Below are 15,507 nucleotides of genomic sequence, written 5' to 3'. Positions count from 1 at the left end.
GTATCGCTCCAGGCATGAAAGAAAGTGTTACAACTCTTCGATCAAGGAATTGCAGCCACCGTGCCAGTCGCTCTCTTGAAATAAATCCTTAAAATTCAAAAACTTAAAAAATTTGAACTAACCAGGCCCTTGCAAATTGCAAGGAACGGTTATGTTGAACGGGTTTTATGCATTGTTCATTTGCGCTTATAGCTTTTAGTACCGCCAGGAGTCAGGCAGTACACCCCGCCCCGGGGGCCCGTGCAGAATGAACCCGTGCCACATGCGCAACCTTCACCATCACCAACAAAGGCTTGGGGACGGGCCTGGCTTTTATTGCCGAACATCGCTGAACAACTCTTTTTGGAGCCACTGATCGAGCCGTCATTACAAAGGAACAGGTCACCATCGCAGCGATCAATCCCACCCTTTTTACCGGAGCATGGGGTATTACCGGCCCAGGCCGGTGAGCTCAAGACACTGAGCAACAACAAACTTGCCGGCAACCAGCCGCGACGGAACAAAGTGCGCACAATGAAATTTCCCACCTGAAGCCATGGCCTAATGATATCAATCCGCCCAGGCGGCGCCACAGCAACATGAAAGTTAATTTATTAAGCGAGAGGAAATTCTTGGCAAAATGCTCGCAACTTCGTATCAAACCGATTATCAGGCCAACCCTATGACCCGCATCCTGACCATTGAAGACGACGCCGTGACCGCCCGGGAAATTGTCGCTGAACTGAGCAACCATGGCCTGGACGTGGACTGGGTCGACAATGGCCGTGAGGGCCTTGAGCGCGCAGTCAGCGGTGACTATGACCTGATCACCCTCGATCGCATGTTGCCGGAACTCGATGGCCTGGCGATCGTCACCACCCTGCGGACCATGGGCGTGGCCACGCCTATTCTGATGATCAGCGCCCTTTCCGACGTCGATGAGCGGGTCCGCGGTTTGCGCGCAGGTGGCGACGATTACCTGACCAAACCCTTTGCCACCGATGAAATGGCCGCCCGGGTCGAAGTCCTGCTGCGTCGGCAAAACACCGTGACCGCCCAGGCCACCACGTTGCGCGTGGCCGATCTGGAACTGAACCTGATCAGCCACGAAGCCAGCCGCGACGGCCAGTTGCTGACGCTGCTGCCCACTGAATACAAGCTGCTGGAATTCCTGATGCGCAACAGCGGGCAGATCCTGTCGCGAATGATGATTTTCGAAGAGGTCTGGGGTTACCACTTCGATCCCGGCACCAACCTGATCGATGTCCATATCGGCCGCCTGCGCAAGAAGATTGACCCACCTGGCAATGCCCCGTTGATTCGGACCGTGAGAGGCTCGGGTTATGTCATTGCCGAACCCGTCTAAAGGCTGGCGCTCCTCCAGCAGCCGCCTGCTGGCGCTCTACAGTTCACTGTTCGTGATCTGGAGCGCGAGCCTCATGGGGGTGATGTACTACGAGGTTTCGAGCTATCTGGACAACCTGGCCAAACATTCGCTGATGCAACGCCAGCATCTGTTTTCGCATTTCTCCGGCGAACAACTGGCGGACGCCCTCGCCGTCAGCATGACGTTCGATATTCGCGGCGTCGATGCCTACGGTTTGTTTGATGCCGAACTCCGCTACCTCAATGGCGCCCTGCGCCACATCCCCTACGGCCTGCCGCTGGACGGCAAGATCCACATGCTCAGCGATTGTGCCGGTTCCGACGATCCGACCCTGCCCGCCGACAGCTGCGACGCGGTGGCGACCCAAACCCGGGACGGCCGCTGGCTGGTGCTGGTGCGCGACAACGGCTCGCTGTTCGCTGTAACCCGGATAATCCTGCATGCCCTGTTCTGGGGTGCGACCCTGACCATAATCCCCGGCATCATTGGCTGGCATTTGCTGCGCCGGCGTCCGCTGCAACGCATACGCGCGATTCAGGCCAGCGCCGAAGCCATAGTCGCCGGCGACCTGACGCGGCGCTTGCCGCTGTCCAACCGGCGCGACGAACTGGACATGCTCGCCGCCATCGTCAACGCCATGCTCGAACGCATCGAGCGCCTGATGCACGAGGTCAAGGGTGTGTGCGACAACATCGCCCACGACCTGCGCACACCCCTGACTCGCCTGCGTGCGCAGCTCTACCGCATGCAACAACAGGCCGGTGAAGGTTCCAAAGAGGCGGCACAGCTGGATCTGGTACTCGGCGAGGCCGACACGCTGATGGCGCGCTTTCGGGGATTACTGCGGATTTCCGAACTCGAAGACCGTCAGCGCCGTTCCGGCTTCGTGCAGCTCGACCCGACACCGCTGCTGCAGGAACTGCATGACTTCTATTTACCCTTGGCAGAAGACGATGGCCTGGTTTTCCAACTGCAGCTGCCGGGGACTTTGCCACCACTTAATGGCGACCGCGCCCTGCTGTTTGAAGCAGTGGCGAATCTGTTCAGCAACTCAATCAAATTCACCCCACCCGGGGGCCAGGTGATTCTGCGCGGGACAGACGCGGGCGGCCACACGAAAATCGAAGTGCTCGACTCCGGGCCCGGCATTCCCGAGGCCGAACGCGAAGCGGTGTTCCAGCGTTTCTACCGCGCTGAAGCGGGCAATCTCAAAAGCGGATTCGGCCTGGGGCTGTCGATCGTCGCAGCCATTGTCAGCCTGCATGGATTTACCCTGGAGGTAGGTAGCAGTGAGCTGGGGGGTGCGCGGTTGGTGCTTGATTGTCGGCAGCGGCTGATTCCTCAGGCCTGATCTTAATGACGACCAAGCCCCCCTGTGGCGGGCGATTTTTTTGTGGCTAGGGGGGGCTTGTGTGGCGAGGGGCCAAGCCCCCTCGCCACGGAGACTCGCCCGCAGGGTCAATGCTGACGCACTGACCCTGGTAATACTCTCTCGATCAATCAGGTTCAGATGGCCATACTGTCGACGACGCCACCGTCGACCCGCAAGGCAGCACCAGTGGTGGCCGACGACAACGGCGAAGCGATGTACGCCACCAGGTTCGCCACTTCCTCGACATTGGCCACGCGCTGGATGATCGAAGTCGGTCGAGCGTTGCGTACGAAGTCATCGGCTTCCTCCTGAACACTGCGGCCCGACCTGGCAATGGCATCCTTGAGCATCAGCTCCACTCCGTCGGTCAACGTCGGACCGGGCAGGATCGCATTGACCGTCACCCCGGTGCCCGCCAGCCGCTTGGCCAATCCATGGGAAACGGCGAGGTTGGCGCTTTTGGTCACGCCATAATTGAGCATGTCGGCCGGAATGGCGATCCCGGATTCCGAAGACAGGAAAATCACCCGTCCCCAGCCCTGCTTGACCATGTCCGGCACGTAATGCCGCGACAGGCGCACACCGGAGATCACGTTGACCTCATAGAAGCGCGCCCACTCACTGTCGGGCGTCTCAAAGAAATCCACCGCGTTGTAGATCCCCAGATTGTTCACCAGGATGTCGGCCCGGGGTTCGGCGGCGAACAGTTTGTCGGCGCCTTCTGCCGTGCCCAGGTCCGCGGTCAGACCACGCAGCTGTGCACCGGGCACTTGCTGGCGAATGCTCGCCAGAGCCTGTTCGACCTTGGCCGTGTCGCGACCGATCACCACCACGGTAGCGCCGGATTCGGCCAGCGCCTTGCTGATACCCAAGCCAATGCCCGCCGTGCTGCCGCTGACGATCGCCAGTTTCCCGCTCAAATCAATTTTCATACGTCACCACCCCTCAATGTAGGAACTGCCAAAGGCTGCGAACTTTTGACCCGGCAACGCGGCTCGACCGCAAACCTGCTTCACCTCACCCGTCAGTTGACGCAAAGCCGCAGCAATCCTCTGCGCTCGGCGGACCAGCTCGAAGGTCTGCGCCAGCGTAGTCTGGATATCGACTTGGTCAACTGCGTGCCAATGACGCGACGTTCGACATCAACCGGTCGCAGATATCGATGGTCTGGAACGGCGTCAACGATAACGATCCGGCAGAACGCTGGTTGCGCTCGAAAACTGCACAGCACATGTCGGCTCCACTGCCGGGGCACTAGGCAATCGAACCCATGCCGGGTCGGAATCGCGCAGGTACACCGGCATGTCGGTCACCGGGGGCATGGCCGGAATCTCGAAATACATCTGCACTACCCAGCCACGGTGATAGCTGGCGTGGTTGACCACATGCATCAACATGGCGCCGGCGCTCATGGAGCCGCTTTGGCCCGAGACAAAGGTGAATTCGATGGGTTTGTCCAGCGAGGCATCGGTTTGCCGGGCGCACCAGTCGCAGTACCAGTGATCGATTTCTTTTTGCGCCCTGTGCAATTCAGTCAGCTCGGCATGCAGCAGATCATGCGAGGTCTTGAAGTCGTGCCCCCGGCCTTCGAGGTGGGCCCGCCAGATGCAGTCCACCACGAACACGTGATTGAGCGTGCCGACCATGTTCTTGAACACCGATATTCGCTCTTTATTGACCTCTCCGAGCGGTAACGCCATGAGGCTGTCAAACAGCCGCTGATTGGCCCAGCGTTTGTAATCGGCGAGCAGGCAGGCAGTGCGTGCGGTAATCATCAGAGTTCTCCGATGGCGATGCGCACTCCCTAGCATAGACCCGATAGGCTTTGGCAGCCCATACGCTGATCATCGGTAGAAAATATCGGCCTGCACCGGACAATGAATTTCTGCCACCACAAAATGTATGTCGCACCCGCAGGGAACTCCTGCCGATCGTCGCGCATCCTAAATAGTGTGGTACATCCCTTATGCTTCACGCTGTCGGAGGACACCGTCATGCGCCGTCTATTTATCCTTGCTTCGCTGGTATTTTGTTTGCCCTTCGGTTCGGCCATGGCCGACGTGGACGCCGAAGACGTTGCCACGTCCGCGGGTGTGTCCGCGTCGCTGTACTCGACCTTCAAAGACCACAAACTGATGATTCCCGCCCGGGATGACGCCTCCAGTTTCGTGGCCAGTGACGGCGCGATCCGGGGTGCCTACCTGGAGTCGGTATTACAGACGATTCGTCAGGACCATCCCGAACTCAACAACACCAGTGACGAAGACCTGGCCCGCGCCATCCTCGTTCAGTAAGGCGTTGCCGATCATTGAAGATCGACCCACGGCAGGGCCCGTGACAGCTGGGCAGGGGTCGCCACAGGCTGCGATCTTTTGCTGTTTATCTTGGGGCATTGAATGCCTACAAAGATAAAGATCAAGAGCAAAAGATCGCGGCCTGCGGCAGCTCCGACAGTGGAGGCCTCATGAAACTCTCGGCCAGAATGGCGTTGCTCGCCATTGTCGGCACTCTCGCCTACCTCGGGCTTGCGGTCTGGGGCCTGGGTGGATTCAGTGCGTTTTTCGCCCATGGATCGCTGATCGTCGTGGCCCTCGCCACACTGGTCATGGCCGTGGCTTCGCTGTATACCGAGGCCAGCCTGAGTCCGGGTGAGCGTGAAGACCGGGCCAATCGCTGGGTGATCCCGGCCCTTGGCGCACTCGGTATATTGAGCGGCTTCCTGCCGGCCTACACCGACCGCATTGATTTCTGGACATTCGGTGGCGAAGGTGTGCGCTGGCTCGGGGCGTTGTTGTTCATCATTGGCGGCGCATTGCGCCTGTGGCCGGTGTTCGTGCTGGGCAGGCGCTTCAGCGGGCTGGTGGCGATCCAGCCTGGGCACAGGCTGGTAACCGAGGGGATCTACCGCAACCTGCGCAACCCCAGTTACTTGGGAATGCTGATCATAGGCCTGGGCTGGGCACTGGCCTTTCGTTCGGGGGTTGGCTTGTTATTGACGGCGCTGATGCTGATCCCGCTGATTGCCCGTATTCACTCGGAAGAAGCCTTGCTGAAAGCGCAGTTTGGCGGTGAATACGAGACCTATTGCAGCCGCAGCTGGCGCCTGATCCCCGGCCTTTACTAGCTTGAACACAGTGCCCCTGCGTGATTTGGAACGTTATCCCGGTGGGAGCGGGCTTGCTCGCGAAAGCGCAGTGTCAGCGGGCAGTGTTGTCGACTGGCACTGCGCTTTCGCGAGCAAGCCCGCTCCCACAGGGCGGATGGTGCTGGTCAGGTATTTTGTAGTTGAATTTGATCACCGGATTTCAGGCAAACGGCGACCGACTCATAGTCCACCAGCGTCGCATGTGGCGTCTGAATCGGATGATCATGGGTTGACGTGATGACGACCAGATCCGCGCGTGCGGCTTCAGCAGCGAGAATCCCCACCGTAGCATCCTCGAAGATCAGGCACTCACTGATCTCGACCCCCAGCTTGCGAGCCGCGAGCCGGTAACCGGCAGGATCGGGTTTGCCCGCGCTGACGTCCTCGGCGGTCACCATCACCGCAGGTTCCGGGATCCCCGCCGCCGCCATACGGCGCAGCGCCAGCGCCCGCGGTGCAGAGGTGACGATGGCCCACTGTCGGGCCGGCAGCGACTTGAGAAATGCCGCCGCGCCCGCCACTTCGGTCACCCCATCGACATCTTCGATCTCGGCTGCAGTGATCCACTGCGCCTGCGCCTGGGCATCCACCCCGGGCAACCCCAGGCGACTGATGGTGTCGATGGCACGAGCACCATGGATGGTTGGCAGGAAAGTCTCGACATCGACCCCGTGGCGCACCGCCCAGGTGGCCCAGACTCGCTCGGCGGCGGCAATGGAGGTGAGGACGGTACCGTCCATATCGAACAGAAACGCGCGATAGGCCGTGTTGAAAACCGATTCAAGGGCAGACAAAAGAGAACCTCACAGGTGCCGGGCAGAGTTGCCCGGCAATGTAACATCCCCCCCGATGTCGCGGTACACACCCCCTGTAGGTTGTGTCAGTGGCGGAGCGGGTTCAGGGCACCTTGCACGCAATCGAGCAATTGCCCGATGGCCCAGGGTTTCTTGATGAATGACACCGCATGCCGCACCCCGGAGCTGGCTGGCGTTTCAAAGCCGGACATGATCATGATCGGTTTTTCCGGCCAGCGATCGCCAAATTGATTGGCCAGGTCCGCACCATTGAGCGTGCCGGGCATGGTGATGTCCGTCAGTAACATGCGCACTCGCGTGGCATGTTCTTCCAGGTACTGCGAGGCCGCGTCCGCACTGCTTTGTGGCTCAACCACAAAGCCTTCCTCTTGCAGAATTTCACAGAGAAACTCCAGGATCAGCGGATCATCTTCAACCACCAGAATCAACCCGCCAGGAAGATGTTCGCCCGTCGTCGAATCTCGACTCATGACCATGCCGCTCCCTGATTGCATAAATGAATTCGCGGGCTCTACTCCGCTACCTACAAGGTATGAGCAGCGGACTCGGAGGAAATTCATTTTTGATAGAGGCGCACGACGAATACTTTGAAAGTTGCCGTCATTGCAGCAGGGCCAGCCCGATTCCAGACTGACCCTGGCACTTGCACGGTGGATGGTTGCAAGCTCCCACAGAGGTTGGGGCGACCAGCACTTACTGCGACGTTTCTTTTTTCATGCTGTCCCTGGACATGCTGTCTTTCTTCATCGCGTCCTTGCTCATTGCATCTTTGGACATGCTGTCTTTGCTCATCGAGTCCTTGGACATGGAATCCTTTTTCATTGCGTCCCTGGACATCGCGTCCTTGGACATCGAATCCTTGCTCATGCTGTCATTGCTCATCGTGTCCGCTGCGAAAACGCAAGCGGCGCCAACGGCCAGGCACATGGACAGAACAACGGTGGTCAACTTTTTCATGATGAAACTCCTTGATGCATTGGGGAAAGGTAGAAACAACCAGGTGCCCGTCAACTGCCACCGAACCAGTTGTAGCCCTGGTCTTCCCAGTAGCCGCCGCTGTAGGTGTTGCTGACGAAAATCGCCTGAATGTGCTTGGGGTTTTTGTAGCCCAGCTTGGTGGGCATGCGCAGCTTCATCGGGAAGCCATATTCACGGGGTAACACCGCACCGTCCCAGGTCAGCGCCAGCAGGGTTTGCGCATGCAGTGCGGTGGCCATGTCGATGCTGGTGTAGTAGTCATCGGCGCATTTGAAGCCGACGTATTTGGCATCGGTGTCGGCGCCGACGCGCTTGAGAAAATCACTGAAACGCACCCCGCCCCAACGCCCGATCGCGCTCCAGCCTTCCACGCAGATGTGCCGGGTGATTTGCTCGGTCTGGGCCATGGCGCGCAGTTCTTCGAGGCGCCAGCTGCGCTTGTCGGCCACAAGGCCGGTGACTTCCAGCCGATAACCCTCCTCCTCCACCGTCGGCGCCTCGTCGATGCTGTAAAAGGCATTGAACGGAAACGGCCGGGTGATCATCGACTGCGGATAGGTCGGCGCCATGGCGTTGGGGTTGAACAGCCAGCCCTGCACCCGATCGTTGAATCGCGACATGGAGGACAACGCACTCTCGACGCTGTCGTTGTCGGTCAGGTTGCAGCCGGACAACATGGCCACGCCTCCGAGGGTCAGGCCACGCAGCAGGAACGAACGGCGTGAGCGGTCCTCGATCTGCGGGGCGAGGATTTTCCGGGCGTCGGTCAGGATGGATGACTCGTCCAGCCCTGATCCTTGAACAGGCTTCTTCATACGTGCTCCTTGCGACCGACAATCATGGCCAGCAATGTTTTTGGAACCAGTGCGACCATCAGCAGATGCAACGCGACGAAGGCCACCAACAGCGCCATGGCGAAGAAGTGCACACGGCGTGCGCCTTCGTAGCCCCACAACAGCTCTCGCAGCAGCGGGAACTGCACCGACTTCCACAGCACCAGCCCCGACAGCACCAACAGGATGATGTCGACCATCACGAACAGATACGCCAGCCGTTGCACCTGGTTGTAATGACTCAGGTCGGCGTGCCCCAGCCTGCCCCGCACCGCTGCGCCCAGGTCATGCAGCACGCCTTTGGGCGACACCGGGAAAAAGCGCCGTTGCAATCGGCCGCTGAACAGGTTGCAGGCCAGATAGATAAGACCGTTGATCGCCAGGAACCACATCGCTGCGAAGTGCCATTGCAGGGCTCCGCCGAGCCAGCCGCCGAGGGTAATCGAGGCGGGAAAGCTGAAATCGTAGATCGGCGAGGCGTTGTAGATGCGCCAACCGCTGGTGACCATTACCAGCACCGCCACGGCGTTAAGCCAATGGGTCAGGCGTAGCCAGCGTGGATGACTGGCCTTGGGTGTGGCAGTTGACTGCGACATGTCCGGCTCCGGGTGGATGTTCGTTGGAGCCGAGTATGGAAGCCGGGTGTTCGCCAAATCCTCACGTAAAGTTAAATTAAACGTGATAACTGCCTGCGACCCCCTGTAGGAGCGAGCATGCTCGCGATGAACCTGAGAGCGCCGTGGGGTGTCTGGCCTCCAGTGTCTTCGTTTACGACCATCGCGAGCCTGCTCGCTCCTACAGGGGTTTTGTGTGGCCCGCCGATGGGGCAACTATGGTTAAATGCCGCCCCCGCAAATTGCCGACCCAGACCCATGAACGCAGACGCCCTCGCCACCCTTCACGACCACTTGTTGACGGCACTGGCAACGCCACCCGCCGAAACCCGCCGCCTGTTTCACGGACGTGGCCGCTGCTGGCCGGGGCTGGAGCAATTGACCGTGGACTGGTTGCAGGGCGTGGTGTTGGTGGCGCTGTTCAAGGAGCCGGAAGCTGAGCAACTGGAAGACTTGAAGCAACTGCTGATAGAGATCAGCCAGTCGCCGCAGTGGGCCCTGTCCGGTGCCCATACGCTGTTGCTGCAACATCGCTACCTGCTGCAAAGCACCACCGAATGGCTGCTCGGCGACGTCATCGAAGAAATGAACATCGCCGAAGGTGGCCTGAAATATCGGGTGGACCTGGGCCGCAAACAGAACACCGGGCTGTTTCTCGACATGCGCTACGGCCGCGACTGGGTACGGGCAAATGCCCAAGGCAAGCGTGTGTTGAACCTGTTCGCCTACACCTGCGGTTTCTCGGTGGCGGCCATCGAGGGCGGTGCGAGCCACGTGGTCAACCTCGACATGTCGAGCCCGGCCCTGAACCGTGGTCGCGACAACCACCGGCTCAACGGCCACGACCTGAGTAAGGTGACTTTTCTCGGCCATGACCTGTTCAAGTCCTGGGGCAAGGTGATCGGCAAAGGCCCTTACGACCTGGTGATCATCGACCCGCCGTCGTTCCAGAAAGGCAGTTTCCTGCTGACCAAGGACTACCAGCGCGTCCTGCGGCGCCTGCCGGAATTGCTCAGCCCACAGGGTACGGTGCTGGCCTGCATGAACGACCCGGCGTTCGGTGCCGACTTCCTCATCGACGGCGTTACCCGTGAGGCACCGGGCTTGCGCTTCGAGCAACGTCTGGACAATCCGCCGGAGTTTCCCGATGCCGATCTGGAGTGTGGATTGAAGGCGTTGGTGTTCAAACTTCAGGATTAATCGGGCGCCCGGCCGGGGGTGGATGCGACTAGCGGTACTTGAGCAAAACACTAGGTCTTTTTACGATAAACCTGCGCAATCGTTTGATGGCTCAAACCGTTGCGCAGTGGGTGAGTGCACTGAACCTTTATAAGCTCACCCCTTAGCTTCACGCGCATCTTGAGCCTCGAGGGCTCTACTTCCTCCCCATCAAAGAGCTTTGAGGCTCTTTTTTTACCTTGAATTCAACACTCCCCCTTGTGGGAGCGGGCTTGCTCGCGAAAGCGGTGTGTCAGTTAATTAATTTCTCACTGATACACCGCTTTCGCGAGCAAGCCCGCTCCCACAAGGGGGATGTGGTGTTGATGTAAATGGGGTCAGACCAGACGCAGTCGAGGCCCCGCAGCCGGCACGGCATCATCTCCCAAGCGCTCTCGCACAAACTCGACGGCCTTGCGCGTCAACTGATCCAGATGCCGGTCGCGCTGTTTCTCCGCATCGGCCATCGCCCGCTTGCCGTGCTTTTGCAGCAGATAGGCATGAATCTGCCGCACCTCCAGCGAACTGTAGATCGGCGCTACATCGAGCAGCGCCATCAACCCATCGGTGCTGTGATCGCGAGTATTCATCAATACCTGGGTCGCGCGCGCACCCACCACCTCAAAGCCCATCGCCTCGAAATAAGGCACCTTGGCCACGGCACAAGTCAGCTCCGCGTGGGGGTAGCGGCCAACCATCTCGCGCAGCATCCGCCGCGCCACACCCTGGCGCCGATGCTGGGCATGCACCGCCATGTACGCCACGCCGCAGGCGTCGGGATCGTCCTTGACCGGTAGATACAGCAAAAAGCCGATGACCTGTTCCGGGTCGTCTTCGTCGGTGGCGACGATCAACTCCACGGCAATGCCCTTCTCACCGTTCATAGCTTGCAGATACAGGTGCACTTCATAGCCGATGGCGTACTGATACAGGTTGTACAACAGGTTGCTCGGCGCGATGGCGACCATGCTGATGTCGGTCAGGTTGTCGACGACCATCTGCAGGATCTGGCTGTTGACGTGCTCGGGGCACGGCGACTTGAAATGGCTGATGCGGGGCATTGAAGGGCTGGACTCCGGGGGGGGCGAGGCTGCCTATCATAACCCGCCCTGCTGGCGCTGTGGATTCATGAGCCACACGCATAACTGTATGCCCGAAAACTGCAAAAACTTTTCCCCACCTCCACAGGTCACTCCAGAGATGAGGGCTTTCACGCGCAGCCATGGGCTGCGTTCGCCGCTAAACACAGGAATCGAACCATGGACAACCGCAACCTGCTGCCGATTACCCGACGCAATTTGCTGATCGTGGGCGTAGTGACAGCGGCCAGCGTCGTCCTGCCGCCGTTTATCTGCGCGCAGGCCAGCGCCGTCAACGCCTCGCAGCCGGTCAAGGCTAAAGTGTCGATCCAGGTGAACGGCGAGCAGCGCGAACTGGACCTCGACACCCGCACCACCCTGCTCGATGCCCTGCGCGAAAACCTGCAACTGACGGGCACCAAGAAAGGCTGCGACCACGGTCAATGCGGTGCATGCACGGTGATCGCCAATGGCCGGCGGATCAATTCCTGCCTGACCCTGGCGGTGATGCACCAGGGTTCGCAGATCACCACCATCGAGGGCCTCGGCACTCCGGACAACCTGCACCCGATGCAGGCAGCGTTCATCAAGCACGACGGCTACCAGTGCGGTTACTGCACCCCGGGGCAGATCTGTTCGGCCGTCGCGGTGCTCAAGGAGATTCGCGATGGCATTCCCAGCCACGCCAGCCCCAGCCTGACTGAAGCACCTCAGCTGATTGCCGGGGAAATCCAGGAGCGCATGAGCGGCAACATCTGCCGTTGCGGCGCTTACTCCAACATCATCGAGGCGATCAGCGAAGTCGCGGAGGCCAGCGCATGAGACCTTTCACCTACCTGCGCGCGCAATCCCCCGCCGAAGCGGCGGCCCTGGCCGCACAGACCAGCGGGTCGAGGTTCATTGCCGGTGGCAGCAACTTGCTGGACTTGATGAAACTGGAAATCGAGACGCCGGCGTACTTGATCGACGTCAACGACGTCGGGCTGGACCGGATCGAAGACGCGGCCGATGGTGGTTTACGTATCGGCGCCCTGGTACGCAACACCGACCTCGCCGCCCACCCGCGCATCCGCAAAGACTGGGGTCTGCTCGCCCGAGCCCTGCTAGCCGGCGCTTCCGGACAGTTGCGCAATGTCGCCACCACCGCCGGCAACCTGCTGCAACGCACGCGCTGCCCGTATTTCTACGACACCAACCAGGCCTGCAACAAGCGCCAGCCGGGCAGTGGTTGCGCGGCCATTGCCGGCTTCAGTCGGCAGTTGGGGATCATCGGCGTCAGCGACGCCTGCATCGCCACCCACCCCAGCGACATGGCGGTGGCGATGCGCGCCCTCGATGCGCAGGTGGAAACGGTCAAGCCCGACGGTTCGACCCGGGTGATCGCCCTCACCGACCTGCATCGATTGCCCGGCACCACGCCCAATATTGAAACCACCCTGACCCCCAACGAGTTGATCACCGCGGTCACCTTGCCGGCGCCGGTGGGCGGCACGCACATTTACCAGAAGGTGCGCGACCGCTCCTCCTACGCATTCGCCCTGATCTCGGTCGCCGCGATCCTTCAAAAGGACGGCAGCGGCCGTGTCGCCCTCGGCGGCGTCGCACCCAAACCCTGGCGCCTGGAAAGCGCCGAAGCCGGCATGTCCAAGGGCGCCACGGCCGTGACCGAACAGTTGCTCGCCGGGGCCACCCCCACCGATGACAACGCCTTCAAAATCACCCTGGTCGAGCGCACGCTCGCGGCGGTCATGGCCCAGGCGAGGGAACAGGCATGAAATTCGACACTCCGGCCGGCACCAACCCCATCGACCAGATGAAAGTCGTCGGCAAAGCCACCACGCGCATCGAAGGGCCACTCAAGACCACCGGCCAGGCGCCCTATGCCTACGAACATCACCACGCCGTGGCCAATCAAGCCTATGGCGTTGTGATCGGCTCGGCCATCGCCAAGGGCCGTATCAGCGCGATGGACCTGAGCGCTGCCGAGGCCGCTCCGGGGGTGCTTGCCATTGTTACCGCCGCCAACGCCGGCAAGCTCGGCAAAGGCAAATACAACACCGCGAAACTGCTCGCCGGCCCCGACGTCCAGCATTACCACCAGGCCGTCGCGCTGGTGGTGGCGCAAACGTTCGAGCAGGCGCAGGCCGCCGCGCAACTGGTCGAGGTTCGCTACGAGCGCGCCGAGGGTGTGTTCGACCTCGCCGCCAGCCACGAGTCCGGCGTGGAGTCCAAAGAGCAGATGGCCGACACCCTGCACGGCGATTTCGAAGCGGCCTTCGCCGCCGCACCGGTGCAGCTGGACGCGACCTACACCACGCCCGATCAGGCCCACGCGATGATGGAACCCATGGCCTCGATGGCCGCCTGGGAGGGCGACAAACTGACCCTGTGGACCTCCAATCAGATGATCGATTGGTCAGTCACCGATCTGGCGACCACCCTCGGTGTGCCGAAGGAAAATGTGCGACTGATCTCCCCGTACATTGGCGGCGGTTTCGGTGGCAAGCTGTTCATCCGCAGCGATGCCCTGCTCGCCGCCCTCGGTGCGCGCATGGCCCGCAGGCCGGTGAAAGTCGCGCTGACGCGGCCGCTGATCTTCAACAATTGCACGCACCGCCCGGCCACTATCCAGCGTATCCGCATCGGCGCCACCGCGGACGGCAAGATCACCGCCATCGCCCATGAAGGCTGGTCCGGCGACCTGCCCGGCGGCAAGCTCGAACTGGCCGCGCAGCCAAGCAAACTGCTGTACGCCGGGGAAAACCGTCGGGTGACCATGCGCCTGTCGACCCTCGACCTGCCGGAGGGCAACGCCATGCGCGCACCGGGCGAGACCCCGGGAATGATGGCGCTGGAAATCGCCATGGACGAGATGGCGGAAAAACTGCAGCTCGACCCGGTCGAGTTTCGCCTGCGCAACGACACCCAGGTCGATCCGGTCAATCCGCAGCGACCCTTTTCCCAGCGGCGCCTGATCGAGTGCCTGCGCACCGGCGTCGAGCATTTCGGCTGGGATCGTCGTAATGAGCAGCCAGGGACCCGGCGAGAAGGCCGCTGGTTGATCGGCATGGGCATGGCGGTGGCCTTTCGCAACAATCTGACGGTGAAATCGGGCGCCCGGGTACGGCTCAACGAGCAAGGCATCGTCACCGTGGAAACCGACATGACCGATATCGGCACCGGCAGCTACACCATCATCGCCCAGACCGCCGCAGAAATGATGGGCGTCACGCTGGACAATGTGGTGGTGCGCCTGGGTGATTCCAGCTATCCCGTATCGGCGGGCTCGGGCGGCCAGTTCGGCGGTAATTGCTCGACGGCAGGCGTCTATGCCGCCTGCGTCAAATTGCGCGAGGCGGTGGCGCAACGACTCGGCGTGTCCCTGGGGGATGCCGTTTTCGCCGACGGCGAAGTGCATTCAGGCGATAAACGCATACCCCTGCGCAATGCCGCGCAGGCTGGCGAACTGGTCGCCGAGGATTCCATCGAGTTCGCCGAACTGAGCAAGAAGTACCAGCAGTCGACCTTCGGCGCACACTTTGTCGAAGTCGCGGTAGACAGCGCGACCGGTGAAACCCGCGTGCGCCGGATGCTCGCCGTGTGTTCAGCCGGTCGCATCATCAACCCGACCTCGGCGCGCAGCCAGGTGATCGGCGCAATGACCATGGGCGTTGGTGCCGCGCTGATGGAGGAGTTGGCGGTGGACAAGCGCCTGGGCTATTTCGTCAATCACGACCTGGCCGGCTACGAGGTGCCGGTGCATGCGGACATCCCGCACCAGGAAGTGATTTTCCTCGATGAAGCCGACCCCGTCTCATCGCCGATGAAAGCCAAGGGTGTCGGCGAACTGGGCATCTGCGGGGTCAGCGCGGCGATCGCCAATGCCATCTACAACGCCACGGGCATTCGCGTGCGCGAGTATCCGATCACCCTCGACAAGATGCTCGACAAGTTGCCGCAGATGATTTGATTTCGTGTGCGCTGCAGATTCACTGTAGGAGCGAGCATGCTCGCGATGAGGCCGGCACATCCAGCATCAAGGGCGACCGACACACCGCCATCGCCGGCAGGCCAGCTCCCACAAGGG

General features: G+C 60.9%; 17 protein-coding genes. 8 read left to right on the top strand and 9 right to left on the bottom strand.

Annotated features, from left to right (window positions below; genetic code table 11):
• Positions 1–176 precede the first annotated feature (176 nt).
• Positions 177–512 (bottom strand): YdcA family protein, encoded by a 336-nt coding sequence (locus tag AC07OG_RS24675; protein ID WP_082457629.1) that lies wholly within the window; start codon positions 510–512, stop codon positions 177–179.
• A gap of 149 nt (positions 513–661) precedes the next feature.
• Here AC07OG_RS24675 and AC07OG_RS24670 point away from each other — a divergent pair, with 149 nt between their 5' ends.
• Complete coding sequence (locus AC07OG_RS24670) at positions 662–1,345, top strand: response regulator transcription factor (RefSeq protein WP_060543871.1); 684 nt, start codon at positions 662–664, stop codon at positions 1,343–1,345.
• A complete protein-coding gene (locus AC07OG_RS24665; protein ID WP_495068347.1) occupies positions 1,323–2,717 on the top strand; it encodes a sensor histidine kinase in 1,395 nt (464 codons plus the stop codon). The genes AC07OG_RS24670 and AC07OG_RS24665 overlap by 23 nt, the downstream gene beginning before the upstream one ends.
• A 155-nt stretch (positions 2,718–2,872) precedes the next feature.
• Here AC07OG_RS24665 and AC07OG_RS24660 read toward each other — a convergent pair whose 3' ends face one another.
• On the bottom strand, positions 2,873–3,670 hold the full coding sequence (locus tag AC07OG_RS24660) for an SDR family NAD(P)-dependent oxidoreductase (protein WP_060543758.1): 798 nt from the start codon (positions 3,668–3,670) through the stop codon (positions 2,873–2,875).
• Positions 3,671–3,916: 246 nt separating this feature from the next.
• Positions 3,917–4,513: a DinB family protein gene (locus tag AC07OG_RS24655; protein ID WP_495068346.1), complete on the bottom strand. Its 597-nt coding sequence runs from the start codon at positions 4,511–4,513 to the stop codon at positions 3,917–3,919.
• Between the two features lie 219 nt (positions 4,514–4,732).
• Between AC07OG_RS24655 and AC07OG_RS24650 the strand changes: the two genes are divergently transcribed.
• Positions 4,733–5,032: a DUF2388 domain-containing protein gene (locus AC07OG_RS24650; RefSeq protein ID WP_060543760.1), complete on the top strand. Its 300-nt coding sequence runs from the start codon at positions 4,733–4,735 to the stop codon at positions 5,030–5,032.
• Between the two features lie 170 nt (positions 5,033–5,202).
• Positions 5,203–5,862: a methyltransferase family protein gene (locus AC07OG_RS24645; protein WP_495068345.1), complete on the top strand. Its 660-nt coding sequence runs from the start codon at positions 5,203–5,205 to the stop codon at positions 5,860–5,862.
• 146 nt (positions 5,863–6,008) lie between these two features.
• Here AC07OG_RS24645 and AC07OG_RS24640 read toward each other — a convergent pair whose 3' ends face one another.
• From AC07OG_RS24640 to AC07OG_RS24620, 5 genes are all read right to left on the bottom strand, one after another.
• Positions 6,009–6,677: an HAD-IA family hydrolase gene (locus AC07OG_RS24640; protein WP_060543761.1), complete on the bottom strand. Its 669-nt coding sequence runs from the start codon at positions 6,675–6,677 to the stop codon at positions 6,009–6,011.
• Positions 6,678–6,763: 86 nt separating this feature from the next.
• Positions 6,764–7,168 (bottom strand): response regulator, encoded by a 405-nt coding sequence (locus AC07OG_RS24635; RefSeq protein WP_060543872.1) that lies wholly within the window; start codon positions 7,166–7,168, stop codon positions 6,764–6,766.
• Between the two features lie 223 nt (positions 7,169–7,391).
• On the bottom strand, positions 7,392–7,655 hold the full coding sequence (locus AC07OG_RS24630; protein ID WP_495068344.1) for a pentapeptide MXKDX repeat protein: 264 nt from the start codon (positions 7,653–7,655) through the stop codon (positions 7,392–7,394).
• 50 nt (positions 7,656–7,705) lie between these two features.
• Positions 7,706–8,491, bottom strand: coding sequence for a molybdopterin-dependent oxidoreductase (locus AC07OG_RS24625; RefSeq protein ID WP_495068343.1), 786 nt, complete (start codon positions 8,489–8,491; stop codon positions 7,706–7,708).
• A complete protein-coding gene (locus tag AC07OG_RS24620) occupies positions 8,488–9,105 on the bottom strand; it encodes a cytochrome b/b6 domain-containing protein (protein ID WP_495068342.1) in 618 nt (205 codons plus the stop codon). The genes AC07OG_RS24625 and AC07OG_RS24620 overlap by 4 nt, the downstream gene beginning before the upstream one ends.
• A gap of 276 nt (positions 9,106–9,381) precedes the next feature.
• Here AC07OG_RS24620 and AC07OG_RS24615 point away from each other — a divergent pair, with 276 nt between their 5' ends.
• On the top strand, positions 9,382–10,323 hold the full coding sequence (locus tag AC07OG_RS24615; RefSeq protein ID WP_495068341.1) for a class I SAM-dependent methyltransferase: 942 nt from the start codon (positions 9,382–9,384) through the stop codon (positions 10,321–10,323).
• 356 nt (positions 10,324–10,679) lie between these two features.
• Here AC07OG_RS24615 and AC07OG_RS24610 read toward each other — a convergent pair whose 3' ends face one another.
• The gene (locus AC07OG_RS24610) at positions 10,680–11,402 is read right to left on the bottom strand and encodes a GNAT family N-acetyltransferase (protein ID WP_495068340.1); all 723 of its coding nucleotides are present in this window, start codon (positions 11,400–11,402) and stop codon (positions 10,680–10,682) included.
• A 198-nt stretch (positions 11,403–11,600) separates the two neighbouring features.
• Between AC07OG_RS24610 and paoA the strand changes: the two genes are divergently transcribed.
• From paoA to paoC, 3 genes are read left to right on the top strand one after another with little or no spacing between them, the layout of a single operon-like run.
• Positions 11,601–12,242 (top strand): aldehyde dehydrogenase iron-sulfur subunit PaoA, encoded by a 642-nt coding sequence (gene paoA, locus AC07OG_RS24605; RefSeq protein ID WP_060543767.1) that lies wholly within the window; start codon positions 11,601–11,603, stop codon positions 12,240–12,242.
• Positions 12,239–13,195 carry an FAD binding domain-containing protein gene (locus tag AC07OG_RS24600; protein ID WP_495068339.1) on the top strand — a complete coding sequence of 319 codons (957 nt, stop codon included), beginning with the start codon at positions 12,239–12,241 and terminating at the stop codon, positions 13,193–13,195. Before paoA ends, AC07OG_RS24600 begins: the two co-directional genes overlap by 4 nt.
• Positions 13,192–15,390, top strand: a complete 2,199-nt coding sequence (gene paoC / locus AC07OG_RS24595) for an aldehyde oxidoreductase molybdenum-binding subunit PaoC (protein WP_495068338.1) — start codon at positions 13,192–13,194, stop codon at positions 15,388–15,390. Before AC07OG_RS24600 ends, paoC begins: the two co-directional genes overlap by 4 nt.
• Positions 15,391–15,507 lie beyond the last annotated feature (117 nt).

The sequence above is a fragment of the Pseudomonas sp. GW821-FHT09H03 genome (assembly GCF_059415945.1).
The sequence above is the reverse complement of the archived record's forward strand: the minus strand, read 5'-3'. Positions and strand labels throughout refer to the sequence as shown.